The sequence below is a fragment of the Arthrobacter sp. TJ-236 genome (assembly GCF_058269235.1).
Genome location: NZ_JBZCNI010000003.1, coordinates 436,089 through 461,724, shown reverse-complemented (window position 1 = coordinate 461,724; position 25,636 = coordinate 436,089). Strand labels below are relative to the sequence as shown.

Annotated in this window: 21 protein-coding genes and 1 riboswitch; of the genes, 7 read left to right on the top strand and 14 right to left on the bottom strand. The window is 67.4% G+C overall.

Features of this window, described 5'->3' with window-relative positions:
- Position 1 precedes the first annotated feature (1 nt).
- Complete coding sequence (gene kdpA / locus AC4D16_RS14385) at positions 2-1,675, bottom strand: potassium-transporting ATPase subunit KdpA (protein ID WP_490955457.1); 1,674 nt, start codon at positions 1,673-1,675, stop codon at positions 2-4.
- Positions 1,675-1,764 (bottom strand): K(+)-transporting ATPase subunit F, encoded by a 90-nt coding sequence (gene kdpF, locus AC4D16_RS14380; RefSeq protein ID WP_490949566.1) that lies wholly within the window; start codon positions 1,762-1,764, stop codon positions 1,675-1,677. Before kdpF ends, kdpA begins: the two co-directional genes overlap by 1 nt.
- Before the next feature lie 360 nt (positions 1,765-2,124).
- On the opposite strand from kdpF, the gene AC4D16_RS14375 reads away from it, so the two are divergent.
- Complete coding sequence (locus AC4D16_RS14375; RefSeq protein WP_490955456.1) at positions 2,125-3,750, top strand: amidase family protein; 1,626 nt, start codon at positions 2,125-2,127, stop codon at positions 3,748-3,750.
- A gap of 86 nt (positions 3,751-3,836) precedes the next feature.
- Here AC4D16_RS14375 and AC4D16_RS14370 read toward each other — a convergent pair whose 3' ends face one another.
- The 3 genes from AC4D16_RS14370 to AC4D16_RS14360 all read right to left on the bottom strand — a co-directional run bounded on the left by AC4D16_RS14370 (position 3,837) and on the right by AC4D16_RS14360 (position 7,310).
- Positions 3,837-4,574, bottom strand: a complete 738-nt coding sequence (locus tag AC4D16_RS14370) for a class F sortase (protein WP_490949568.1) — start codon at positions 4,572-4,574, stop codon at positions 3,837-3,839.
- Positions 4,575-4,701: 127 nt separating this feature from the next.
- Positions 4,702-5,607 carry a hypothetical protein gene (locus tag AC4D16_RS14365; RefSeq protein WP_490955455.1) on the bottom strand — a complete coding sequence of 302 codons (906 nt, stop codon included), beginning with the start codon at positions 5,605-5,607 and terminating at the stop codon, positions 4,702-4,704.
- A gap of 305 nt (positions 5,608-5,912) precedes the next feature.
- Positions 5,913-7,310, bottom strand: coding sequence for an acetamidase/formamidase family protein (locus AC4D16_RS14360; RefSeq protein ID WP_490955454.1), 1,398 nt, complete (start codon positions 7,308-7,310; stop codon positions 5,913-5,915).
- 133 nt (positions 7,311-7,443) lie between these two features.
- Between AC4D16_RS14360 and AC4D16_RS14355 the strand changes: the two genes are divergently transcribed.
- On the top strand, positions 7,444-7,851 hold the full coding sequence (locus tag AC4D16_RS14355) for a DUF1304 domain-containing protein (protein WP_490955453.1): 408 nt from the start codon (positions 7,444-7,446) through the stop codon (positions 7,849-7,851).
- Here the strand turns inward: AC4D16_RS14355 and AC4D16_RS14350 are convergent.
- The gene (locus AC4D16_RS14350) at positions 7,848-8,411 is read right to left on the bottom strand and encodes a DUF1990 domain-containing protein (protein WP_490955452.1); all 564 of its coding nucleotides are present in this window, start codon (positions 8,409-8,411) and stop codon (positions 7,848-7,850) included. The two genes, AC4D16_RS14355 and AC4D16_RS14350, sit on opposite strands and share 4 nt — an antisense overlap.
- Before the next feature lie 44 nt (positions 8,412-8,455).
- On the opposite strand from AC4D16_RS14350, the gene AC4D16_RS14345 reads away from it, so the two are divergent.
- Positions 8,456-9,304 carry a DUF1206 domain-containing protein gene (locus tag AC4D16_RS14345; protein ID WP_490955451.1) on the top strand — a complete coding sequence of 283 codons (849 nt, stop codon included), beginning with the start codon at positions 8,456-8,458 and terminating at the stop codon, positions 9,302-9,304.
- A 3-nt stretch (positions 9,305-9,307) separates the two neighbouring features.
- Here the strand turns inward: AC4D16_RS14345 and AC4D16_RS14340 are convergent, their stop codons facing one another.
- A complete protein-coding gene (locus AC4D16_RS14340; RefSeq protein WP_490955450.1) occupies positions 9,308-9,718 on the bottom strand; it encodes a CoA-binding protein in 411 nt (136 codons plus the stop codon).
- Positions 9,719-9,983: 265 nt separating this feature from the next.
- Between AC4D16_RS14340 and AC4D16_RS14335 the strand changes: the two genes are divergently transcribed.
- The 4 genes from AC4D16_RS14335 (at position 9,984) to acs (ending at position 14,943) form a co-directional block, all read left to right on the top strand.
- Positions 9,984-10,874: an ABC transporter ATP-binding protein gene (locus AC4D16_RS14335; RefSeq protein ID WP_490955449.1), complete on the top strand. Its 891-nt coding sequence runs from the start codon at positions 9,984-9,986 to the stop codon at positions 10,872-10,874.
- 198 nt (positions 10,875-11,072) lie between these two features.
- Entirely contained in the window at positions 11,073-12,113 is a 1,041-nt protein-coding gene (locus AC4D16_RS14330; protein ID WP_490955448.1) for an aliphatic sulfonate ABC transporter substrate-binding protein, read from the top strand.
- Entirely contained in the window at positions 12,110-12,970 is an 861-nt protein-coding gene (locus AC4D16_RS14325) for an ABC transporter permease (protein WP_490955447.1), read from the top strand. Before AC4D16_RS14330 ends, AC4D16_RS14325 begins: the two co-directional genes overlap by 4 nt.
- Positions 12,961-14,943: an acetate--CoA ligase gene (gene acs / locus AC4D16_RS14320; RefSeq protein WP_490955446.1), complete on the top strand. Its 1,983-nt coding sequence runs from the start codon at positions 12,961-12,963 to the stop codon at positions 14,941-14,943. The genes AC4D16_RS14325 and acs overlap by 10 nt, the downstream gene beginning before the upstream one ends.
- Here the strand turns inward: acs and AC4D16_RS14315 are convergent.
- From AC4D16_RS14315 to AC4D16_RS14285, 7 genes are all read right to left on the bottom strand, one after another.
- Positions 14,932-15,384: a GrpB family protein gene (locus AC4D16_RS14315; protein ID WP_490955445.1), complete on the bottom strand. Its 453-nt coding sequence runs from the start codon at positions 15,382-15,384 to the stop codon at positions 14,932-14,934. The genes acs and AC4D16_RS14315 overlap by 12 nt on opposite strands.
- A 171-nt stretch (positions 15,385-15,555) precedes the next feature.
- The gene (locus AC4D16_RS14310) at positions 15,556-16,455 is read right to left on the bottom strand and encodes a LysM peptidoglycan-binding domain-containing protein (RefSeq protein WP_490955444.1); all 900 of its coding nucleotides are present in this window, start codon (positions 16,453-16,455) and stop codon (positions 15,556-15,558) included.
- A gap of 5 nt (positions 16,456-16,460) precedes the next feature.
- Positions 16,461-16,646: riboswitch (cyclic di-AMP (ydaO/yuaA leader) on the bottom strand.
- Positions 16,647-16,818: 172 nt separating this feature from the next.
- Positions 16,819-17,049: a hypothetical protein gene (locus tag AC4D16_RS14305; RefSeq protein ID WP_490949581.1), complete on the bottom strand. Its 231-nt coding sequence runs from the start codon at positions 17,047-17,049 to the stop codon at positions 16,819-16,821.
- 10 nt (positions 17,050-17,059) lie between these two features.
- On the bottom strand, positions 17,060-18,619 hold the full coding sequence (locus AC4D16_RS14300) for a class I SAM-dependent DNA methyltransferase (protein WP_490955443.1): 1,560 nt from the start codon (positions 18,617-18,619) through the stop codon (positions 17,060-17,062).
- 54 nt (positions 18,620-18,673) lie between these two features.
- Positions 18,674-20,425: a DUF5635 domain-containing protein gene (locus tag AC4D16_RS14295; protein ID WP_490955442.1), complete on the bottom strand. Its 1,752-nt coding sequence runs from the start codon at positions 20,423-20,425 to the stop codon at positions 18,674-18,676.
- A gap of 191 nt (positions 20,426-20,616) precedes the next feature.
- Complete coding sequence (locus tag AC4D16_RS14290) at positions 20,617-21,987, bottom strand: restriction endonuclease subunit S (RefSeq protein ID WP_490955441.1); 1,371 nt, start codon at positions 21,985-21,987, stop codon at positions 20,617-20,619.
- On the bottom strand, positions 21,984-25,520 hold the full coding sequence (locus AC4D16_RS14285; protein WP_490955440.1) for a type I restriction endonuclease subunit R: 3,537 nt from the start codon (positions 25,518-25,520) through the stop codon (positions 21,984-21,986). Before AC4D16_RS14285 ends, AC4D16_RS14290 begins: the two co-directional genes overlap by 4 nt.
- Positions 25,521-25,636 lie beyond the last annotated feature (116 nt).

Below are 25,636 nucleotides of genomic sequence, written 5' to 3'. Positions count from 1 at the left end.
TCTAGAGGAGTCCTTCCGCGAGCGGACCCAGTGCGAGCACCGGGAAGAAGGTGAGGGCGGTGACGACGACGGTGACACCGACGAGGAGGGTGACGGACTGCACTCGGTCGGTGGGCAGGGTTCCCGCCGTGGCCGGCACCTGGTCCTGGGCCGCGAAGGCGCCGGCGAGTGCGAGGACGAAGACCATGGGCAGGAATCGCCCGAGGAGCATCGCGACGCCGAGTGCGGTGTTGAGCCACGGGGTGTTCGCCGTCAGGCCCGCGAAGGCCGAGCCGTTGTTGTTGGCGGCGGAGGTGAAGGCGTACAGCACCTCCGAGAGACCGTGCAGCCCGGGGTTGAGGATCGACGTGCCGTCGATGTCCGCGCGGAGGGCCGGGACGGCGAAGCTGAGTGCGGCGCCGGCGAGCACGAGGGTGGGCATGGTGAGGATGTAGAGGCTGGCGAGCTTGATCTCGCGTGCACCGATCTTCTTGCCGAGGTACTCGGGCGTGCGCCCCACGAGCAGTCCGGAGATGAACACCGTGACGACGGCGAGGATCAGCATGCCGTACAGGCCGGATCCCACCCCGCCGGGCGCCACTTCACCGAGCATCATGTTGATCATCGGCAGCATGCCGCCCACGGCGGTGTAGCTGTCGTGCATCGAGTTCACGGCGCCCGTGGAGGTGAGCGTGGTGGCCGTGGCGTAGAGCGTGGAGCCCACGATCCCGAAGCGCTGCTCCTTGCCCTCCATGACCGCGCCCGCTGCCTGCGGGGCCGTGCCGCTGCCGCCGAGCTCGGCGAGGGTGGCAGCGGTGAGCGAGAGGAGGAAGATCACGCCCATGGCGGCGAGGATCGCGTAGCCCTGACGGTGTTGGCCCACCATGGTGCCGAAGGTGCGCGGGAGGCTGAACGGGATGGCGAGCATCAGGATGACCTGGAGCACGCTCGTCCACGGGGACGGGTTCTCGAAGGGGTGCGCGGAGTTCGCGTTGAAGAAGCCGCCGCCGTTGGTGCCGAGGATCTTGATGGCCTCCTGCGAGGCGACCGGTCCGCCGGGAAGCGTCTGGACCGCGCCCGTCAGCGTGGTCACCGAGGTGAACCCGTTCAGGTTCTGGATGACACCGCCCGCGAGCAGCACGAGGGCCGCGAGCACCGCGCCCGGGAGGAGGATGCGGAGCAGCGCACGCGTGAGGTCCACCCAGAAGTTGCCGAGCGTCCCGCTCCTCCGTGCCACGAACCCGCGCACGAAGGCGATCGCGACGGCGAGCCCGACGGCGGCGGAGACGAAGTTCTGGACGGTGAGCCCGGCCGCCTGCACGGCGTAGCCGAGGGTGACCTCCGGCGAGTAGGACTGCCAGTTCGTGTTGGTGACGAACGAGACCGCGGTGTTGAAGGCGAGGCCCTCGGGGACGGCGGGCAGGCCCAGCGAGAAGGGCAGGAACGCCTGGGTGCGCTGCAGCAGGTACACCAGGAACACACCGGCCGCCGAGAACGCGAGCACGCCGCTGAGGTAGGAGCGCCAGGACTGGTGCGACGCCGGGTCCACGCCGAGCACCCGGTAGAAGCCGCGCTCCACGCGGAGGTCCTTCGGCGCCGTGAACGTGCGGGCCATGTAGTCGCCGAGGGGCCGGTGGATCAGGGCCAGCACGACGACGACGGTCAGGAGCGGGAGGATGGCCGCTGCGAGCGTCATCAGAAACGCTCGGGACGGACGAGCGCGTACACGAGGTAGCCGAGGGCGGCGATGCCGAGTGCGACGGCGATGAGGTCGAAGACGATCACAGCTTCTCCACCGCCCGGGCGATCAGGGCAACCAGACCGAACAGGACTGCAACACCCACGACATAGATGACGTCTTGCACGAGGAACTCCAGGGGACTGCGTTTTCTCCGTCCGCCGGCTTCCTGCCGACGGGCACCTGCGGGAGGCACGGAGTCGATTACATACCCGCGGCGAGCACGGAACGGCCGTCCTCACGTTTTCCTCACGGCCCACCCGCAAACCCCTACACGTTCTTGATGGCGGCCCGTCCGGGCGTGCCGTAACGGCCCTGAAACACAGGAGCCTTGTCATCGACATGTCCCGCTGGTTCGATGACAGAACTGTTGCTCCAGCCCACCATCCCCCGCAGAGGACACCCCCATGCCATTGCTCCTGTCACCCGCACGGCCCCGCACCCGCCGCGTCACCGCCGGTCTCGCCGCGGGGATCCTCGCCGCCGCCGTCGTCGCCGGCCCGGGCCCCGCCGTCGCCGCTCCCAAGCCGATCCCCCTCGACCTCAGCACCGCCGGCGTCCCCGAGGTGCAGGCCGGCCTGGCCTCACGCAGCTTCACGTCCGAGGCGCTGGTGCAGGCCTACCTCGAGCGCATCGACGCACTGAGCATCGGCGGGCCACACCTCAACGCCGTGCGCTCCATCAACCCGACCGCCCTCGCCGACGCCAAGGCGCTCGACGCCGAGCGGAAGAAGGGCACGGTCCGCGGGCCCCTCCACGGCGTGCCGGTGCTCGTGAAGGACAACATCGACGTGGCGGGCATGCCCACTACGGCCGGCTCGGTGGCTCTGGCGAACTCGTACCCGGCCGCCGACGCCCCGATCGTGACCGAGCTGAAGAACGCCGGCGCCATCATCATCGGCAAGACCAACCTCACCGAGTTCGCCAACTTCATGACCAACGGCATGCCCTCGGGGTACAGCTCGCTCGGTGGGCAGGTGCTCAACCCCTACGACGCGAGCCAGACGCCGAGCGGCTCCAGCGCCGGTTCCGGTTCCGCGGGGGCTGCCGGGCTGGCGACCCTGACGATCGGCACCGAGACCTCCGGTTCGATCCTCAGCCCCGCCCGGGCGAACTCCCTGGTGGGCGTGAAGCCGACCGTCGGCCTCGCGAGCCGCACGGGCATCATCCCCATCTCGGCGACCCAGGACACCGCCGGCCCCATGACGAAGACCGTGTACGACGCCGCGGCCCTCCTGACCGCGATCACAGGCGTGGACCCCGAGGACCCCGCCACGGCGGCCAACCCGAGCGACGACGTCGACTTCACCGCAGCCCTCAGCGACACCGCCCTCGTGGGCACCCGTCTCGGCTATGTCGCGAGCACCACGGACCCCGTCTACACGGCGGCCCTCGACGCCCTGCGGGCACAGGGTGCCACGCTCGTACCCGTGACCGTGGGGAACACGACCGCCCCGAACATCCTGACGCTGGAGTTCGAGCGCGACCTCAATGCGTACCTCTCGCGCCTCCCGGAGGAGGCACCGATGGACACGCTGAGCGACATCATCGCCTACAACACCGCCAATGCCCCCGCCGCGTTGAAGTTCGGGCAGACGCTCCTCACGGACTCGGAGGCCGTGGACCTGGCCGACCCTGCACAGCTGGCGCAGTACGAGGCGGCTCGCACCGCGGGGCTGACCGAATCGCGAGCGGCGATCGACTCGGTGCTCACGGCCAACGACCTCGACGCCATCGTCTCGAACTCGGCGACGGTCGGCGTCGGGGCGCGGGCCGGCTACCCCTCGGTGATCGTGCCGTCGGGCTACGCGGAGACCAACCGCCGCCCGTCCGGCGTCGTGTTCCTCGGGACGGCGTGGAGCGAGGAGACCCTGCTGGCCTACGCCTACGACTACGAGCAGGGCACGAAGGCCTGGCGCTCACCGCAGAACATCAACCCCTCCCTGTTCCGCTGCACGTCCGTGGTCCCGGCCTCGGAGTGGGACGCCTCGTGCACCACGGTGGATGTGAAGCCGGGCAAGGGCAGGAAGTAACACCGAAGAGCCTGCACACACGGAACGCCGCCACCTCGTCGAGGTGGCGGCGTTCCGCCCGTTCGGGTACTGCAGGTTCGGGGCGGTCAGGCTGCCTTCGGCATCGCCGTGACGACCACGTTCTTGCCCCACGGATCCTCGGTGTAGCAGCTGATGAGGACCACGCGGTTGGGCACGATGTTCCAGATCTCGCTGTCCTTCAGGGTGTCCTTGTCGTGGGTGACCACGCCGTCCACCACGTATGTCATCTCGCCCGTCTGGGTGGTGAGCGTGAACTCCTTACCCACGAGGGACTCGTCGCTCAGCCGGTTGAAGGGGGCATCCTTGCCGTCCCAGCTGTGGCCGGCGATGTAGGTGGTGTTCGTGGAGCCCCCGCCGGGTACGCCGTAGGCGGTGAGCCAGTAGGCGTCGATGGTGAGTGGCGGCACGAGGGACTGTGTGGCCAGGTCGTCGTCCGTCAGGGCGAGCGGGAGGACGGCCATGTCGATCCCCGCGTCGGGGAAGGAGAGGCCCGTGGGTTCCGAGGCAGCGGGGCCGGCGGCAGCGGCCGGAGCGGGTGCCGGCGCGGGAACTGACGACGGCGCTCCCGAGGGTGCAGCGGAGACGTCCGGAGTGGCTTGCGGCGTGGCGACGGCAGAGATGGTGGTCGAGGAGGACGGCGGTGCGCCGGCCGATTCGGGGGGCAGCACCGAGACGGCGATCGCGAGACCAGCGGCGGCGACCAGCGGCAGCGCGAGCCAGCGCCGATTCAACCGCGTGCGGCCGGCCGCGGGCGGCGCGGACTCGGGCTCGCTGGCTTCGTCGCGAGGCGTGTGCTGGTCCATGAGAGCGGTGTCCTGAGCTGGAGGAGATGGTGCACTGTCCCGGGTGGGTTGATCCGAGGATCAACCCACCCGGGACAGCAGTGTACTGATGGTGCAACTGGAGCGCCGCGGGCTGCGGCGCTTCGGCTTAGCGCTGCGCGCGCTCGAGACGACGCATGCGAGCGGCGGTCGTCGCGGTCACGGCGACACCGGCTGCCAGCAGGGCGGCGATGAGGGCGACAGCCGAGCTGTTGTCCTCGGCCGCGACGGCGGTCTGGACGTTGACGCCGCGGTTGGTACCGGTCGGCGTGGTGACGACCACGTTCGTGCCACCGCCGGTCCCGGTGACCGGCGCGACGGGCGTCGTCGGGACGACGACCGGCGTAACGGGATCGACGCCGATGGCGCTGGCGTCACACGCGGCGAGGAACGCCTTGAACAGCTCCAGGATCTGCGCGGCGAGGGCTTCATCGCCGTTAAGCTGTCCGATGAGAACCTCGGCCTCAACAGCAGCATCCACAGCAGCCTGCTCTGCAGCCAGCACCTCGGGGGTGAGAACAGCGGCTTCGTACGCAGCGAGGGCCGCTTCGTACTCGAGACCGGCGGCATTCTCGGCATCCTGAGCAGCGAGAAGGTTCTGCTGGGCCTCGATAACGGCAGGATCTGTGTTTGGGTCAGGCAGTACAGAAGCTCCCACGGCAGTCGCAAGGTCTGCCTCCGCCGCCAGCGTGATGTCACCTGCAGCAACGAGCAGGCCCTCAGTGCGGACGACCTCCGCCTCCGCAGCCAATGCAGCATCAGAGACGAGAGCTGCTTCTGCGAGAGCGATGGCGTTGGCGGTCGTCTCGACGACGGCGGCTGTGGCGGCTTCCAACTGGTTCACGAAAGTGACGTCGATGCCGGCTGCGGCAAGGGCATTGCTGAACTGCGTCGAGGCCTGCAGGCAGGCTGCGTCACCGGGAGCGGCCGAAGCCATCGGGGCGCCGAGGAACAGTCCACCGGCGAGAAGGGTTGCCGTCGATCCGGCAGCTGCCCATTTTTTTGCAACGATCATGTGTGCGCGTCTCCTGAAACACGTAGAATCCCCCGGGCCATCCCCGACGGCGCAGCCTGCGTCGGCACGCCGACAGAGGCCCCGTGAGGGACTGTCGGCTGGCGTGATGACCGCTGATCGCATGATCCGGAGTGCGCTGGGAGGAAACCCGGCAAACCCTGGGCGATCGCTGTTGTTCTCAACCTAGGTGCCGCGTACAGGGCGCGCAATGAAAACGAGTACTCCCGATAGGTAACGGTTTCGCATCGGCGTAACTCCTGAACAAGGCGCTGCACCGGCGTGAACCGTGCAGCGCCTCGGACGCCCTACGCGAAGTGCGCTTTCGCGATCAGTCCGTGAACCCCGACTGTCCGGTCCACCACCTGCGAGATGGCGAAGTCCGCTGCCGCCGAGAGGTAGGCATACGCGACGGCCCGGTCCATGCCGCGATCCTCCTCGAGGAAATCGAGCGCGTTGATGATGGCCCGGCGCATCGCCACGTTCAGGTCCCCGGACACGCCGCCGCCCGCGAGGCCGTCGGGATCCGACAGCCCGATCGGGATCCAGGCGTCCTGCGTCTCGCCGAACGGGTAGGAGTAGGCAACCGAGGGTGCGTCGCCGGAACCCGGCTTGCACACCGTGAGCCGGAACGTACCGCGTAGCGACCCCTCCATGGCGGTGAGCGCCACCTCGCCGTCGCCCATGCCCATGTGCGGGTCCCCCACGTAGAACAGCGCGCCCGGTGCCCGGACCGGCAGGTAGAAGGTGGACCCTGCGCCGAGGTGACGGATGTCGATGTTGCCGCCGCCCAGCGTCGGAGGGACCGAGTTGGCCTCGGGCGCGGTGAGCCCGTCGGCGTCGGCGAAAGCGACGCCCATCATGCCCATGAACGGTCGCAGCGGGAACCGCACGCTCATGTCGCCGCTGGTCATGACGCCCTGACCGCGCTCGATCCGCGTGAACACCGAGACATTGCCGTAATCGGACGGGATGCCCGAGGCCCGGTTGTCGGTCGCGACGGGCGGCATGACCTCGTCGAGCGTGATGCCGGCCGGCGGCGTGGGCCCGGGCTGCACGGCGAGCCCGCCCTTCCCGTGGCGACTGGAGACGACGCCGTAGGGAACGCGCGGGAGCACCTCGAGCGTCTCGATCTTGAGCACGTCACCGGGCTCGGCACCCTCGACGGCGATGGGACCGGTCACGATGTGCGGGCCGTCGACGTCGAACCGGCGCGGTGTGCGACGGTAGCCGGCCGCGATGTCCACGGCGTCCTGGAGGACGGACGAACGGTCGACGCCGAGGGAGCCGAAGTACTCCAGGGGGTCGCGCCCCTGGTCCTCCAGGATGCCCTCGTGTGAGAGGGCGTCGATGGTGACGGTCCGTCCGGACCGCATGGACATCACGGGTGTGGCATCGACCGTCGGCACGTAGCCCCAGAGCACCTCGTCCGGCAGGGAGGAGAGATAGGCGTCGCCGCGGATGCGTCCGCGGCCCGGCTGCAGGATCTCGCCGAACGGCTTGCCGTCGCCACGTCCGCCTCGTCCGTCGGGCGAGTTGCCCGGCGCCGCCGGGGGCGCTGCAGGAAGGGCTGCCAGGGCGGACGGCGCGGAGATGGCCGTCGTGGCCGATACGGTGCCGAGTGCGGCGACGACCCCCATGAAGCGTCGTCTGCCCAACCCCCTCGACAGGTGTTCCGCTGCTGCCTGCGCCGTTACGTCGTCCATGATCGCTCCTGTCAGCCGGGTGAGCTCATCACGCTATCGGCCGCCGGTTACGCCTCCGTTACGGGGATGATTCGCCGCGGAGTCGGGCGCCCGGGCCCCTGCGTGCGGCGCGGCGGGGAGTAGTCTCGCCGTCATGGACGCACTCCACCTGCCGCTGCTGACCGGGATCGGCGCGACGATCGCCGGTCTCGTCCATGTCCTGATCTTCGTGCTGGAGAGCTTCCGGTGGAAGGCGGAACGCACCTGGCGGGTCTTCGGTGTCACGAGCCAGGACGACGCCGACACCACCGCGTTCCTCGCCTGGAACCAGGGCTTCTACAACCTGTTCCTCGCCTTGGGGGCGCTCTGCGGCGTGGTGCTGATGCTGACCGGCGGCGCCACGGCGTCCGCCGTCGGGCTGGGCTTCATCCTGCTGTCGGCGGGGTCCATGCTCCTGGCCGCCGCGGTGCTGGCGCTCAGCGACACGTCGCTGCTGCGACCCGCGACCATTCAGGGCGTGCCGCCGCTCGTCGCGCTGATCGGCCTTCTCTCCCTGGTCTAGAGGGCGGCGAGCTCCCGGGCGGCCGCGACGTAGCGCGAGAGCATGTACCGCTGCGTCAGTCTGGTCACGGGTGCCGCCAGCCGGAACAGGAGGCTCGCGGGCACGCTGTAGGCCGCGCAGATGAAGACCAGCCGGTTGTCCGCGGTGAGTTCGGCGTAGAAGCCCTCCTCGCCGCGCACCGGGTGGCCCGGGAGTGTGCCGTACCCGAACCCGCCGCGCTGACCCGGCACCGCCCGGCCGGCGCCGTCGAGCTGCGCCTCGCGGGACCAGATGACGCTGCACGGCGCCTTGATGCGCGCAGGGCCCACGCCGAACCCTTGGACCACCCGCACGCCGGGCGCCGCGCGGTCGGCCGGCGAGCGCATGGTGAGCCCCGCACGGCGGTGCAGCTCCCATGCGAGGATCCCCTCGGTCAGGGCGGTGAACCCGGCGGAGGGATCCGGCGTCGGGATCTCGTGGGACCGCACCATCACCGTGTAACCCGCGGGCCAGCCGCCCTCGAGGGGTTCGGGGAAGGGCCTGTCGGTCGCGCCGCGCTCCTCGTACGTGAACTGCTCCATGGGTGTCTCTCCTCGGCGGTGGTGGTCGGTGGCAGGATGTCAGCATGACACCGAAGTCGAATCCCCGTACCGGCGGCAGGGATGCTGCGGACGCCGCGTCCGACGCCGCCGAGGACGCCGTCAACTCACGGGGTTTCCAGCTCGCGGCGCGCGCCGGGTACATCGCGGCGGGCATCCTGCACTTCCTGATCGGGCTCATCGCGCTCGGCCTGGCCGCAGGCCGCTCGGGCAGCGCGGACCAGAGCGGCGCCATCGGGCAACTCGCGGGCAGCCCCGGCGGCACCGCCCTGCTGTGGTTCTGCTGTGTCGGCAGCATCGCCCTCGCACTGTTCCTGGTCAGCGAGATCTTCTTCGGCGCACGGCACCTGAGCGGCAGGGACAAGCTGACCGATCGGCTGAAGAACGGCGGCCAGGCAGCGGTGTACGCGGTCATCGGCGGCACCTTCGGCCGCTACGCCCTGGGCGGCTCGAGTGACAGCAGCAGCGAGTCGAGTTCACTGAGCGCCGGCCTGATGGGCAACCCCGCGGGCACGGCACTGCTGTTCGCCGTCGGCCTGGGCATCCTCGGCATCGGCGGCTACTTCGTGTACAGCGGCGCCACCCGGCGCTTCCGGAAGAAGCTCAGCGGCCTGCCCGCCGGCTCTGCCGGCCGCGCCGTCGTGATCCTCGGCGCCGTCGGGTACATCGCGAAGGGCTTCGCCCTCGCCGTGGTGGGCGTCCTGGTGCTCGTCGCCGTGCTGACCGATTCCGCCGACCAGTCCACGGGGCTCGACGGCGCACTCAAGGCCCTGCGGGACCAGCCGTTCGGCGTGTGGATCCTCGGGGCCGTGGCCCTCGGGCTGATGGCCTACGGCGTGTTCATGGTGATCCGCTCCCGCTACCAGCGCATGTAGCGCCTAGGCCCCCGGGGCCTCCATCACCGGGCAGGTGTCCATGACGACGTCGAGCCCGGCCTCCGCGGCCCGCTGCGCCGCCGCCTCGTCGATGACCCCGAGCTGCAGCCACACGGCCCGCGCGCCGACGGCGATGGCCTGGTCCACCACCGCGCCCACGCGGGAGGAATTGACGAAGCAGTCGACGACGTCGATGGTGCCCGGCACGTCCGCGAGCCGCGTGTAACCCTGCTTCCCGTGGACGTCGTCGCCCTTCAGGCTCACCGGGATGATCTCCATGCCGAGGCGGTCCATGAGGAAGCGTGAGACGCCGACGGCGGCGCGGCGAGGGTTGTTCGAGAGCCCCACCACGGCCCACCGGCCGTGCTCGGTGAGGAGTCTCCTGATGACCTCGGGATCGTTCCGGTGTGCCATGGTTCCTCCTGGTGCGCAGCCCGCTGTCGCGGCTTTTGTTACAGCCTTTGTTACCCACCCATTTTGCTCCTGCTCCCGCCCGGCGTTTCATGGAGGGGACCATCCCGAGCGGCTGAGAGACCTGGATCAGTGACGCCGCAGCAACCCTGGTCGCCCGCATCCCCCTGATGCCGGGCGATATCGAGGAACGAGCCAAGGGAACCACCGCACGCGGTGGTGAAGGCTCGGACCGTAGGGTGCTACCGCCAGGAGCGATGGAGACACCATGAGTACAGTTCTGGCACCCGGCACCACCCCCACCCGCACGCCGTCCAAGCAGGCCCTCGGCGTCCGCTTCTCCGGCCTGGGCCGCAGCTTCGGCGCCGGCCGCGACCGGCGCGTGGTCCTCCGCGACGTCACCGTGGACGTGAGACCCGGGGAGATCCTCGCAATCCTCGGCACCAGTGGCTGCGGCAAATCCACGCTGCTGCGCGCCGCCGCGGGCCTCGACGTCCCGGACAGCGGCGAGGTCCTGATCGACGGCACCCCGGTGAGCGGCATCGACGAGCGCTGCGCCGTCGCCTTTCAGGAACCGAGGCTCCTCCCCTGGCACACGCTGCAGGCCAACGTGGCCATCGGCCTGCCCCGGTCCTCGAGCGCGAGCGCGGGCAAGGCGAAGGTCCTGGAACTGCTGCAGCTGGTGGGGCTCGACAGCTTCGCCAAGCACCGGCCCCGCGAGGTGTCCGGCGGCATGGCCCAGCGGACGTCGCTGGCGCGGGCCCTCGCGCGCAACCCCGGCGTGCTGCTCCTCGACGAACCGTTCGGCGCCCTCGACGCACTCACGCGGATCAAGATGCAGGACCTGCTCCTCGACATCCACCGTGCGCAGCCCACCACGGTGCTGCTCGTCACGCACGACGTCGACGAGGCCCTGCAGCTCGCCGACCGCATCATCGTGCTGGGCCGCGGAGAAGGTGCCGGCGAAGGAAACGGCGACGCCGCCGGCGCTTCCGGCTCCGCCGCCGACTCGAGGGATGGCCATGCCGGCACCCGCGAGGGCTCGACCATCGCTGAACTCGTGACCGTCCCGGGCGAGCGCCCGAGGGACCGCAGCTCAGCCGAGCTCGGCACCCTGCGCAGCTCCCTGCTCGCGATGCTCGGCGTCACCCGGCACTGACCCACTCCCACCCGCGCTGACGGGCGGGCCAGCCGTACGGGACGGCGCCGCCGTCGTCGCGCGGGACCGCCTCCGTCGGGACCGGCCGCCGGTCCCCCGCACTGCCTCCGCCGCACCCGCACTCCCCCTCACTGACACCCTCCTCGCTTCCTCTCCGCTTCCCTTCCGCTTCCCCTCCGCTTCCACCGAAGGATCACCATGAACCGCCGCGCTCTCCTGCCCACCCTCGCCCTCGCCACCGGCCTCTCGCTCAGTCTCAGCGGCTGCCTCGCGGGTGAGAACGCCTCCACCACGCAGTCCGGGGCCGAGGGCGGGGTGACCGAGGGTGGCGAATTGAACATCGACTTCGCCACCTACAACCCGCTGAGCCTCGTGATCAAGGACCAGGGGTGGCTCGAGGACGAGCTCGCCGAGCAGGGCATCACGGTGAACTGGGTGCAGTCCGCGGGCTCCAACAAGGCCAACGAGGCCCTGCGTGCCGGGGCGATCGACGTCGGTTCGACGGCCGGATCCGCCGCGCTGCTCGCGCGGTCCAACGGCTCGCCCATCAAAACCATTGACATCTACTCGCAGCCCGAGTGGGCCGCCCTCGTCACCCTGCCGGACTCCGGCATCACGAGCGTCGAGGACCTCCGCGGCAAGTCGATCGCCGCGACGCGCGGTACCGACCCCTACTTCTTCCTCCTGCAGGCCCTCGAGGCGGCGGGCGTGGACCAGTCCGAGGTGACCATCGAGAACCTGCAGCACGCTGACGGCCGGTCAGCGCTCGCCAGCGGCGCCGTCGACGCCTGGGCCGGGCTCGATCCCATCATGGCCGCGGCCGAGCAGGAGGGCGCGGAGCTGTTCTTCCGCGACATCGACTTCAACAGCTACGGCTTCCTGAACGCCACCGAGGACTTCCTCGAGGAGCAGCCGGACGTCGCGCAGACCGTGGTGAACGCGTACGAGCGGGCCCGGGAGTGGGCGCAGGAGAATCCCGAGGAGACGGCGGCCATCCTCGCGGAGGTCGCGTCGATCGATCCCGCCGTGGCGAACTCCGTGATCATCGACCGCACCAATCTCGACGTCGACCCCGCCCCGGGCGATGCGCAGCGCGCCGTGCTCGAGAAGATCGGCCCCGTGTTCGTCGAGACCGGTGACGTGCAGAGCCAGGAAGCCATCGACGAAGCCCTCGCCTCACTCTTCGACACCTCGCTCGTGGAGAACGCCGACCCGGCTGCGATCGGCGCCGGCTCATGAGTGCCGACATACCGCACCAGGTGGCGATCCCGGTCTCGCGAGAGGGCATGGAGGCCGCCGGGTCCCCGGTGACCGGTGACAGGGCGCGGCGGGCTCTGCCAGCCCCGCGCCGCCTGCTGGCCGTCCTGCTGGGGCTGCTCGTCCCCGCGCTGATCCTCCTCACCTGGCACCTCAGCACCGCCTCGGGCTTCTTCCGCGCCTCGCAGCTGCCCTCGCCGACCGCCGTGTTCGAGGCGGCCGTGGATCTGATCCAGCGCGGTCAGCTCGCCAACCACATCCTCATCTCGACGCAGCGCGTGGTGCTCGGCTTCCTCATCGGGTCGCTCCTCGGAGTGCTGGCCGGCGCCCTGCTGGGCCTGTCGAAGATCGCCGATGTGCTGCTGACCCCCACCGTCGGCGCGCTGCGTGCCGTGCCGTCGCTGGCGTGGGTGCCTCTGCTGGTGCTGTGGATCGGCATCAACGAGGACTCGAAGGTCACGCTGATCACCATCGGCGCCTTCTTCCCCGTGTTCACCACCCTCTACCTCGGGCTCCGGCACGTGGACCGCAACCTCGTGGAAGCCGCCCGCGCCTTCGGCCTGAACGGCATCCGCCTGCTGGTCACGGTGCAGCTCCCCGCCGTCGTGCCCGCGCTCTTCAGCGGCCTCCGGCTCGCGCTCGCGCAGTCGTGGCTGTTCCTCGTGGCCGCGGAGCTCATCGCGTCCTCCATGGGTCTCGGGTTCCTCCTCGTGGACTCGCAGCAGAACGGGCGCGTGGACCGCATCATCCTGGCGATCGTGCTCCTCGCGATCATCGGCAAGACCACGGACGCCCTGCTCGGCGTCGCCGAGCGCTGGGCGGTGCGCCGATGGGCGTAGGCCAGGCCTCAACGACGCCGTCGCCCGTCGACTCCGAGGGCGCCGACGGCGTCGATCACCTCCCGCAGGACGAGGCCGAGCGCCTCGCGTACTGGGCCGAACAGGCCCTGCGGCTCGACTGGAGCACGCCGTGGCACACCGTCCACACGTTCGAGCGGGCCACGCCGCAGGAGGACGGGACGCTCAGCGTGCCCGTCATCGAGTGGTTCGCCGGCGGCACACTGAACGCCGCGGTCAACTGCGTGGACCGGCATGTCGCCGCGGGCCGTGGTGATCGCGTGGCGCTCCACTTCGAGGGTGAGCCCGATGACCGCCGCTCCGTGACCTACGCGGACCTGCAGGACGAGGTGTCCCGCGCCGCGAACGCGCTGGTGGCGCTCGGCATCGGACGGGGCGACCGCGTGGTGATCTACCTGCCGGTCCTCGTGGAGACGGTGGTGATCACGCTCGCCTGCGCGCGGATCGGCGCCGTCCACTCGCTCGTGTTCGGTGGCTTCTCCGCCGAGGCGCTCCGCTTCCGCGTCGAGGACACCGGGGCCAAGCTGCTCGTCACCACCGACGGCCAGTACCGGCGAGGCACCGCGGTGCCGGTGAAGCACAACGCCGACACCGCCGTCGCGGGCGTGGAGAGCGTGGAGCACGTGCTGGTGGTGCGCCGCACCGGGTCCGACGTCGCCTGGACCGAAGGCCGCGACGCGTGGTGGCACGACGTCGTGGACACCGCGTCCGCGCACCACGAGCCGGAGGCGTTCGACGCCGAGACACCGCTGTTCATCATGTACACCTCGGGGACCACCGGGAAGCCGAAGGGGCTCGTCCACACCACGGGCGGGTACCTCACGCAGGCCGCGTCGAGCTTCGAGCACCTGTTCGGCCACCCGGACCCGTCGCGGCGCGACGCCGACGTGCACTGGTGCACCGCGGACCTCGCGTGGGTCACCGCGCACACCTACGAGCTCTACGGCCCGCTCGCCAACGGCGCCACGCAGGTCATCTTCGAGGGTACGCCGAACACTCCGCACCCGGGCCGCCACCTCGAGATCATCGAGCGCTACGGCGTCACGAGCTACTACACCGCGCCCACGCTGGTCCGCTCGCTCATGGGGTGGTTCCCCGACGGCGTCCCCGACACCTACGACCTCTCGAGCATCCGCGTGCTCGGCACCGTGGGCGAGGCGATCAACCCGGAGGCGTGGCGGTGGTTCCGCCGGAACCTGGGGCGGGACGAGGTTCCCGTCGTCGACACCTGGTGGCAGTCCGAGACCGGCGCCACGGTGCTCTCCCCCAGCCCCTCGGACACCGCGTTCAAGGCGGGTTGCGCGGCACGTCCCCTGCCCGGGGTCGGCACGCGGATCGTGGACGAGCACGGGCAGGCGGTTCGCCCCGGCGTCCAGGGGTTCATCGTCGTGGACCGCCACGGCCCTGCCATGGCACGGACGGTCTGGGGGAATCCGCAGCGCTACCTCGACGCGTACTGGCGGACCTTCGCGGCGCAGGGCTGGTTCCTCGCCGGTGACGGCGCCCGGTACGACGACGACGGCGACACCTGGATCCTCGGGCGCGTGGACGACGTCATCAACATCTCGGGGCATCGCCTCTCCACCATCGAGATCGAGTCCGCGCTCGTGGCCCATCCGCTCGTGGTCGAGGCGGGGGCGTGTCCCGTCGCGGATCCTCTGACCGGGCATGCGGTGGTCGCGTTCGTGGTGCTGGCGGCGGGGGCAGCCCCTGAGGACGACGTCGTGGGGATCCTCCGGGCTCACGTGGCCGCGGTGATCGGGCCGATCGCGCGCCCGGCCGCCGTCGTCGTCGTGCAGGACGTGCCGAAGACGCGTTCAGGCAAGATCATGCGGCGCCTGCTCACGCAGCTCTACGAGGGGTCCGCGCTCGGCGACACCACGTCGCTGCAGAACGAGGGGTGCGTGCCGGGTATCCAGGACGTCCTCGCCGCGAGGCGCTCCTCATCCGGGTGATCGGACCGAGCGCGGACGAGCATCGTGAGGATGGAGGGGGTCCGCGCGGAAGGCATTCTCGTAGATGTCGTACACGGCAGCTGCCTTGAGGTCGTTGTAGGACCCCTCGCCGTCGAGGATCGCCTCGCGCTTGGCGGCTGCGTAGTACTCCCGATCCGCGTCGCTGGACCGGAGCCGGTCGAGGAAGAGCAGATGCCTCCGAGGCTCGACGGCCGACGGACCCCAGACGTGGAGATTCGTGTTCGGCGATCCCAGGGTCAGGTGGAGGTGGGGGTCCCCCGCGATCTCGACCCGGAAAATCAATCTGAAGCCCAGGCCGTGGAGGGGTGCGAGAAACAGCGTCTCGCGGAACAAGTCGACGGCGGTGAGGTCGACGTCGAGGACCGGCTTCGCCAGGAGCCGCGGTACGGCGGTCGAACCGACATGGCGGATGCTCATCACCTGGTCCTGCGCGGCATCCCGGACGACTCCCCCAGCGCAGGCTCAGTGCCTCAACCGCGCGGTGGTCGTCGTCGAGCCCTTCATCCGGATCTCTCAACGAAGGAAGCGGCAGGCGCCCCGTCCAAGCACCTGCCGCTTCCCGTTCAAGGATCGAACGGTTCGTTCGGACGCTTAGGCGCCGACCCGCACGAAGGATGCTCCCGGGAGGTCCGAGAGGGGGTGCTGCATGGTGGCGTTGATGCCGTTCATGCCGCTGCTGATGACCTGACCGCCACCGGCGTAGACCGCCACGTGACCGCCGGTGATCACGAGGTCCCCGGGAGCCGGGGCGGACACCCGGGCCCCGAACTGGAAGAACTGAGCCGGGCCGAGGTCGCCCACGGAGATCCCGGCGGCACGCAGTGCCTTCTCGGCCAGCACGGTGCAGTCCTGGACGGCGCCGGCGCGAAGCTGCGCCTGAGCCGATCCGAGGATGGCCGCTGCCGCATTGCCCGAGGGCGCTGCAGCGACCGACGAGGCGTGCACGGGTACCGGGGTGATCGCTGCCGAGGCCAGGTAGACACCCGACCCGGGCGCCGTGGACACGGCCGGTGCAACAGCGGCGGCCTGCTGGTAGGCAGGAGCCGCAGGTGCAGCGGCAACCGGAGCGGACACCGTCTGGGCCGGCGCGGTGACGGCCGATCCGGCGGTGGGGATCGTGATCGACTGACCGGGGAAGATGACCGATGCGAGCGAGAGGCCGTTCGCGGTCAGGACCGAGGTGAGGTCCGCTCCGTAGCGTGCGGAGATGGCACCCAGGGTGTCACCGGCGGCGACGGTGTGCGTGGAGCCGGCGACAGCAGTGGCCGCCACGGTGGAGGCCACCGAGGTGTAGTTCGTCGCGGCGTCGGTGTAGGTGCCGGCGTTGGCCGTTCCCATCGCGCCGAACGCGAGGCCGGAGGTGACCGCGATGACGGCGACCGGGCGGCCGACGGTCGTTGCGTGCGCGCCGGCGATGCGGCCGAGTGCCTGCAGTGCGAGGTTGCCCTCGACGTCGGCCCTGTGGCGTGCCGGTGAAGTGATTCGTGACATGGTTCTGTACCTCTCCCATGCCTGCGGGGTGAGCTGTCGGGTTCGGATGGGAGTCACCCGGCCGCGGACACCGCTGGATACGGCGGTGGTGTGCGACTTAACCCCGAGGACGCCTGCAGGGAAACCTGGGCGCCCGGTGGAACTGATGGTTCCCCCGTCCCTGCCTTTCGTGTGTGCGGACGTATTCCGGTCGGCGGCAGGGCTCGGCAATCCGTCCGGAAGCGTCTCACGTGGACGGAGACGCTGGTGTGACCCTAGCCGGACCCTCGTCGGTTTGTCACATTTGCGTAACGGGACGTACCATCTGGCGCCGGCCTTCTTGACAGGCCTCCGCCAGGAGGTGCCCGGGGCCCGCACAAGCCCTCATCGGCGGACGCGACGCCAGCGGCGGACGGCAAGGGCCGTGCCCATCGCACTGACCGCGAGCAGCACACCCTGCTGCACGTAGAAGCCCGCCGACATGCTGCCGCCGGAGACTCGCGCGGTCAGGAGGAGGCTACTGACCAGCGTGAGGCTGAGGAGCGCGCCGACGATCACGAGGGTGCTCCAGAAGCGCCGCTCCTGAACCCGCGCTGCCCTCCGCCATCCGTCCATCCCGTCTGACCTACGCTTCGCTGGAGGGCGCAAGGACGTTCTCGTGAATGTCTGTTGCGCGCCGCCGAGCCGTTGTCGCGGCACGCTCCGCCAATGCGTCCGCGACAGCTTGGAACTCGAGCAGGGCAGCCTGCAGGTCCTCCACGATCTCCGCGGCGATGATCTCGGGCGGAACACCGTCGTCCGCGTTCTCCAGGGCTGGATCCTTGAGCCAGGTGATGTCGAGATTGAGCTTGTCACGAGCGACGAGCTCCTCGTACGTGAAGGCTTTGAATCGCTCCGACTCCTGACGCCCTGAACGGTCACTCGGCTTGTACGCCTCCACGAAGTCCGCTAGGTGCTCGTCCCGCAGCGGGTTCTGCTTCATGGTGAAGTGCTGACCCACGCGGAAGTCATACACCCAGAGCTTCTCCGTCCACGCCTTCTCCGGGCGCGCGCGTTTCCGATCGAAGAACAGCACGTTCGCTTTGACGCCTCCGGCGTAGAAGATTCCGGTGGGGAGCCTCAGCAGCGTGTGCACATCGAACTCCTTGAGGAGGCGAGCCCTGATCGTCTCGCCGACGCCGCCCTCGAAGAGGACGTTGTCCGGCACGACGACGGCGGCTCGTCCGTCGCGCTTGAGCAGGCTTGCGATGTGCTGGAGGAAGTTCAGTTGCTTGTTGGTGGTCGTGACCCAGAAGTCCTGCCTCGAGTAGGAGACGTCCTCACGCTCGGCCTTGCCCGTTTCTCCCACCACGGTGATGGAGGACTTCTTGCCGAATGGCGGGTTTGCCAGCACAAGGGAGTAGTGCTGGCCAGGAGTGGTCGCCAATGCGTCCTGAACATCGATGACGGGATCACCGGTGATGCGCCCCACGCCGTGGAGGAACAGATTCATGGTGGCGAGCCGGGCGGTCGAGTCGACCAACTCCGCGCCTCGGACGGTGCGCCCCTCGCTCAGGTCCCGGCGCTGCTCGGGCGTCATGTGCCGGCCGTGATGCTTCTCGATATGTTCGATGGCGCTCAGCAGGAAGCCACCGGTTCCGCAGGCAGGATCGGTGATGGTGTCCGCCGGCGTCGGGGCCATGACCTCAACCATGGCGTGGATAAGCGCTCGTGGCGTGAAATACTGGCCAGCTCCGGACTTCACGTCGGACGCCGACCGCTGCAGGAGGGCCTCGTAGGCGTCCCCGTTGACGTCACCGCCCACCGACCACGCCTCCGAGCCGATCAGGTCCTTGATGAGCTTCCGGAGGAGCGCAGGCTCCTGGATGCGGTTCTGGGCCTTACGGAACACCACCCCGAGATTCGTGGGCAGTTTGCCCAGTTCACGAAGGATGCGCTGGTACTCGGTCTCAAGCGCATCGCCGCTCAGCGACGCCAGGCGGTCCCACGAGATGTCGAGGTGCGGCGGGAACACCGGCTCGGGCACCAGAGAGTTGTTCTGGCGCTCGTCGCACATCTTGAGGAACAGGATGAAGCTCAACTGCTCCACGTAGTCGATCGCAGCTACACCGGAGTCGCGCAGTACGTCGCAGTAGCTCCAGAGCTTGTCGACGAGGCGGCGGAGTTCTGCGGGATTGCTGGTCATCTTCAGTGGTTCCTTCGGTGCTGCGCTTGTAGAGAAGGGGTGATTGGTCGGGCGTCAGGAGGAGGCTGCTGGCCGGTACCGCACTGAACGTCCGGATCCTTCCCTCGAGAGGTAGCTCCCATGTAATTCGCTGAGGATCTGGGTGGCAGTCGGTCTCGAGACGCGGGTGATCTCGACGAGATCACCGCTGGTGATCGCATCGTGGCTGAGCAACCACGCTGCTATGACTTCGCGAGCAGAATCTCGATCTGTGCTCGCGTACTCAAGAAAGCGAGCCGCATGAATGCCGCTCTTCGCCCGCTTCGCCAGCATGAAAGTCGCGGAACCAAGCACCCACACGTCCTTGTATTGACGCACGAGTGGCGCATTCCCGACCGTGGAACTAGTTGCAGCTCGCAGTGCCACCTCAGCCGACATCCTGTCGGTCTGAAGGCGCTTCATTGTTGACTCCAACGTCAGGAAGGGATGATGCAGTAACCCGTCCAGGATGATGGCCACGCGGTAGTCACGCTGCCTGGCCTCGGGTCGGATCGACCGCACCATCTCGACGATCGGGACCACCGGCTTCCCACCGATCAGCGTGCAACGGACAGCCGGGCCGGCGGTCTGAACGATACTCGGAGGCCGATGCCCGAGCACGATCATCGACTGGTACATGCGGTCCACACCAACGCCTTGTTTATCGACCATGCCGAGCGCCCGGAACAGATCAGCGAGCGCCGGATACCTTGCATGTCGGTTTCCCAGCAGGTTGGTCTCGTTGATGCCCCCGCTAAACCCGCCGGGACTCTTGACCACCAGCGTCGAATCGAAGTCGACCCAAGTGACCTCCGTTGGCAATGGCGAGTTCCAGTCCCTGTGGATCAACCCGTTGAGCACCGCCTCCCGGACAGCCCGCGAGGGGATGTCCCTCACCTTCGGTTCGGAGAAGTTGCCGGAGAGGGTGGTGCTTCCATTGAGGACGTCCAGCCGTGTCTCTACGTTCTGAAGCTGTTCCAGAAGCGACTGCTCGGGATCGCCCTCGATGAAGCTGGTCACTTCTCCGCCGTGCACATCCAGGGAGGTGAGAGTGATCAATGGCCTTCCGGCTCTGCAGAAGACAAGTCTTGCCGCCTGCGTGAGGCGCCCGTCAGCAGCTTGGGCTCCCAGCAGCCGAAGGAAGTCCGAGGCAGACTTGTCGACCAAGACATCCTCGCTAGCACCGCCTCGAGCGCTAATCCTGGCAATGCTTACGGCCTCTGGCGATACGTCGCTCATTGTGCTCCGAGTGAGTCTCGCCATCTCGTCGTAATCACCAGCCCGCTGCCGATGACTCCACCACTCCGCTCGGTCAACGGGCACACAATTGGCACCGACCCGCCATCGGATTTTGTTCGAGGTGTCCTCTATGGGCTCCGGAGACTCAGCAATAAGAAGGACGAGCAGCCGCTGGCCCCGGACCGTGCGTGCTTCGACCACCGGAGCTATGTCCACCTGCTCGTAGATGGTGTGTCGGAGCCACTCGGCGTCGAGCTCAGTGCCGATGACTTCTAGGTCGCGATCCTGAATACCTAGGATCAGCGCGCCACCTCCGGGGGTGTTAGCCATGCAGCAGACTTCGTCCGCCAGCTTGATGGCAGCCTCCCTGTTCTGCTTGTCCCCTGGCTGAACCTCACCGTTCCTCCCGCGGCGACCGGCTTCCTCCTTGAAGTCAATGGCCTCGCTCTCCCGAACCCCGATGGTCCCTCCGGCCTCGATCCTTGCCAGTATCTCCGTGACTCGGCGTAACAGATACTCCCGGCGCTCGATCGGCTCACTGTTCAACATGGTTCCTCCGAGCGGTTCGGCGTTGCGGCTCTTCCGAAAGACTAGACGCTTCTGGCAAGAATCTTACGATTAGAGGGGTATCTAATCGGAAAATTTTGGCGAGGGATTCCCAATCTTTCCGTTGAACGGGTCGTCCATGCCGTCCCCGAACCGCGCTGCGCGCCAGCTTGCAGACGAATAAACCAACCCTGCTAAGCACTAGCTGCGGTTGCGGCGCAAGCACGACGACGGCTAGGCGCCGGGTGGTCAGCTCGTTTAGCGGCGATGCGCTCAAGGAGCACCGAAGCGGGCTCATCGTCCGGATTCTGATCAACAAGCGCGCCTGAGAAGGCGCTATCCAGCAGTTCGCGCCGAAGACGCTCACTCCGGGCCTTCACCCTGTCAATTTCTGCCGTGAGACGAGCGACCCTTTCGACGTCCTCAACCACACGCTGCACCATGCTGGCCTGTTCACCGAGTGGGGGCACTGGCACCGGAAATTTCTTGATGACAGACAGACTTACGGAAGCCAGATTAACACTTTGCTTTCCGTTCCGTTCAAACCAAATTCGTCCGTAGGAATTTGCGTGCCATGCCAGCAACTCGGGCTTGAGTGAAGATTCGCGCATTCGTACTCGAAATACGTGATTTTGATGTATGCATCGAGCGATCTCACCCCGCCACACCCAACCCCGCCCGAGTTTGTTCCGATCTCCACCTTCGTTGAGTAGCACGTCACCCGGCTCCAGAAGCAGTTTCCGAATCTTCGCTTCGGAGGCACGGATGGTAGTAACGACGTCAAGCTTGATGTATCCCGACTGCACGTTTGCGACTCGCAGGTATGGAATCTCCTCAAGCTCAGTATCTACTTGGTTTTTCGAATCCTTCGTGATCCCACCTACAACATCTGCAATTTCCTCAAGACGCTTCCACTCCCATGTTGCAGGAATACCCGGAAGATCACCGTCATCCGTGTCAGAACTCACAGGGTCCTCAGCGAAGGCTTGAGATTGAACACCAAAAGCTACATAGCGAGTGAGATCGACTGCAAGTCTTTTAGCTCGCGCCATCGAAACCGCGACTAGCCCGGAGGAGGTGTCGATGTGGGAGAGATGGCCCTCAAGTGCGTCGACGATGCGCCGCTGCTCAGCCAGCGGCGGTATTGGAACGGGGATGGATTCCGCCGACGATTTCGTTAACTTGAGTCGCGTAGTTCCATTCGCGTAGCCCACGTAATTGAAGATATTCAAATAATGATGGAGAAACGCATTCGAAGTAGCGCCGTTAGCCCTCAAGACGTGAGCATGGTTGTTGACCCACGAGGGACCCGACACCCTGTATGCCTTTGTCTTGTCTCGGTTGAAGAACTGAACGCCGTCCTCGCCGAGCAGCAGCAGGTCCTCATCAAATATCGGAGTGTCAATCGTCCCCACCCGTCCGCTCGCACCGTAGTAGGGCACAATACCTGGACGCTTAGCCCGTTCATGAGAACTTATGGGTTTTCGAAATCGATCCAGATTCTCCGAAACTTCGCCAAGTGTCGACCAAGCCCAGCCGTCCGGTAGCGGCTTCTGACCCGTCACGCAGTCAGCTCTTCGCTGAGTTCGACGAACAGCTTGCGGGCGTCGCCCCCGAAGTCCCGGCTGAAGCCGAAGGGGCCACCGCGCTCAGTGAAAGGGGTACGGGTCAGGTCGTCTAGTTGCACGGTCACCGATGTTTTCACCACATCAGCAATTCGCCCAATCCACCACAGCTGATCGGCGCTGAACGCGACTCCTCGCTGCGACTGCTGGCCGAGCCACTCCTCGAGGCGTTCCTCGATAATTGACGAGAACGCGCGTATACGGCCGTCGTCGTCGTTCAGGAGTTCGTGCCGCAGGATCGTCACGAGGTCGGTGACGGACGGCTTGTGAAGCGGGTCGGCAAGTTCGCCCAGTTCGTCGTACGCACTCCAGAGCAGGTCGACTGACTGCAGCGCCGGGACTCGCTGTATACGTTCGGCCAGTTCCTTCAGCTGCGCATACGTAGGACGGCCGGCGGCACTGCCATGCAGAAGCTGAAGAACTGCTATCTGATCCTTGTGCTCCTCAAGGAAGTCCCGCCACGACGAGATGCGGGACTTCGCGCCCGTATCCTCCAGCACCGGCTCGGCGCTGATCAGCTCGTCGGCGTTGACCTCGTCGAAGACGATGTCCTTTGCACGGCGGATATCGAGAATCCTCTTCCGCAACTCGGCGTTGGCGGCCAACGGTTGCACTCCAGAGCGCAGCAGCTGACCCACGGCGTCTTCGCCGCCCTGTTCACGCGCGTTCTCGACCGCATCGTTGTCGGAAGCAGCGGCTAGACCCTGCACAATCTCCCGCAGGGTCACGCCGCCGGAAACGTCCGCGATCTCGGCCGCCTCGCTCGGCTTGAGCTGGATGGCGAGGCGCCCGAGCCTAGCAGCGAGGGTGGACACCTCGTCCGGCGTGATCGTCAGAGCACCGGCCTTCTCGAGGAGCCTCTCGAGCGACACCGGCTTCGCGGCTCGGTCCATGGGGGTTGCGTCTACAAGCGGCGACTCGGTCACTCCCACCGCGTCGACGATCACGAAGCGATCCTTCGTAAGACCGGGCTGCGCGTCGGGAGTCACCGCCGCGTAGGTGTCTTCGTCCATGGTGCGTGAGCCGCGGCCCTTCATCTGCTCGAAGTACACCGCCGAACGTACCTCGCGCATGAAGAACACGCACTCGATCGGCTTCACATCGGTGCCGGTCGCGATCATGTCCACAGTCACTGCGATCCGAATGGTGGGGCTGGTCCGAAACTGCTGCAGGAGTTGCTGGGGATCGTTGCCCTGGCTCCTCGAGCGGTAGGTGATCTTCACGGCGAAATCCTGGCCCTTGCCGAACACCTCACGCGCCTGCTGGACGATCTCGTCCGCGTGATTGTCATCCTTGGCGAAGATCAACGTCTTCGGAACGTAGCTTCGCCCCGGGAAGATCTGCGTGTAGAGCCGATCCTTGAAGGTCCGCAGCACCAGACGGATCTGGTCCTTGCCAATGACCGTCCGCCCGAGTTGCTGCCCCGTGTAGGAGAAGTCCTCCTCCAGCTCCTCGTACCGCTTGTGCCGGGTCGCACGGTCACGCAGCGGAACCACCGTGCCGGCCTCGACGGTCCCACCCTGCTCCGTCATCCGGGTCTTGATGCGGAACACGTTGAACGGCACGTTGACGCCGTCGGCCACGGATTTCTCGTACGGGTACTCACTGACGAGATTCTGGTCGAAGAAACCGAGCGTCTGTTTGGTCGGCGTCGCTGTGAGGCCTACAACAGGCGCATCGAAGTACTCGAGCACGGAACGCCACTTGCCGTAGATGGAGCGGTGACACTCGTCCACGATGATGAGATCGAACGTCTCAGGCGGCAGCGATGCGGAGTAGGTGACGTCGACCGGCAAGGCCGGCTCGCCGTCGTCGTTCTCGTCATCCTCGGCGTCTGCCACAGGCAGGTCCTCGCCCTGAAGCATGCGGAACAGGCGCTGGATAGTGGAGATGGCCACACTGCTGGAATCGGCGACTGTGCGGCCTGCCAATCGCTGCACCGGGAAGACCTCCCCGAAACGGCGACCATCATCGGGGGTCTGGTAGAGCGAGAACTCGCTTTCCGCCTGAAGCCCCAGATTGTTGCGGTCCACCAGGAACAGCACCTTGGAGGCACCAGCGTGCTTGATCAGCCGATAGGCGGCGGTCACCGCCGTGAAGGTCTTCCCTGCTCCGGTGGCCATCTGCACCAGTGCCCTCGGATGGTGATCCTTCAGCGACATTTCAATGCCCCGTACGGCCTCGATCTGGTTGGGACGCAGTCCCTCCTCGATCAACCCCGGCATCCCGAGGAGTCGCGCGCTGAACGTCGGCTGCGCGGGTGCTGCATCCGCCTGGTCCATCCACTTCCGCATGGTCTCTGGGCGGTGGAAGCTGAAAACCTCTCGCGACCGGGCGTCCGGATCCAGCAGATTCGTGAACCTTGTTTCGGCACCGGTCGATTCGTAACAGAACGGGAGCGGCGAGTCCCGCCGCCACGTTGCCAACTGAGCCTCGGCCGGAAGCCCGGACGCGTACTTCGACGTCTGCCACTCCACCCCCGTGAGTGTCACGCCCTCCTTCTTGGCTTCCAGCACGCCCACCAGCTTCGCGTCCACATACAGCAGGTAGTCCGCGTATCCCGACCTCAGCTGGAACTCACGAACCGCCACACCGGGCGCAGCCATCGGGGCGAGGTCCCGGTAGTCCTGGATGACCCAGCCGGACGCACGAAGCATTCGGTCGATGTTCCTGCGGGCCTGCACCTCGGATAAGGGACGGGGTGCACGTGCCCTCTCGATGAAGGCCTGCCGTGCGGCGACGGTTGGCCTGTCCGGCGTCTCAGTCACAAGAGGTTGCGCCGCCTGCAGCGCGGCCAGCTGGCTCTGCAGCTTCGAAAGCTCTGCAGCGGCGGCGGCCTGCTGCTCCAGTACGACGGCGAGCCGTGACTCAGCATCCTCCCGCGCCTGCACCTCCGCTTGCGCAACGGAGGTGGCGTTGTCCAGCACTGTCAGCGCGTCCGCGAGCTCCTGCTGGCTAGCGAGCAACTGGCGGTCGATGACGGTCTGCTGCGCTCTGTCCTCAGAGGTCCCCGCAACCGGATTCTGGGTTGACCTCGGCGGCACGAAGGTGCGAACGGATCGGTCGCCCGTCACCGCCCGATACAGCAGATCGCCGAGATCCCAGCACGCCCGCAGGGCTTCCAAAGCGAGTCGGGTACTGAAGAGGTGGCTGTGGGTCGCGTCGTTGCCGGTCCTTCGGATGGTGTGCAGAGCGGTGATCGGACCAGCCTGCAGCACTCCGGCGGAGGCGAGCGCGCTGATGCGGTCCACCTGCTTGGTGCTGGCGACAACGGTGCTGGTCCGGCGAAGCAACTGCTCGGTCAGTACCTCACCGAATTGGCGGCACTTGATCAATGCCCCGTTGGGATCGGTGTAGATGGTCCCTTCGGCGCCCGCGCCGTAGATTGCGAGAAGGGGTTCGATCTCCTCTAGCGCGCCGAAGTTCGACGAACTCCTGGCAACGCCAAGGATCTCCTCACTGATGTAGGACACGCGCTTCCCCCTGAGCCTCGCTGCTTCCCAGTCGAGACTACCCAACTGTGCACCTTCAGCGCGTGCGCGGGAGGAAGGTCTCCACGCAAGCAGGTACACCACCGCCTTGACCGTCA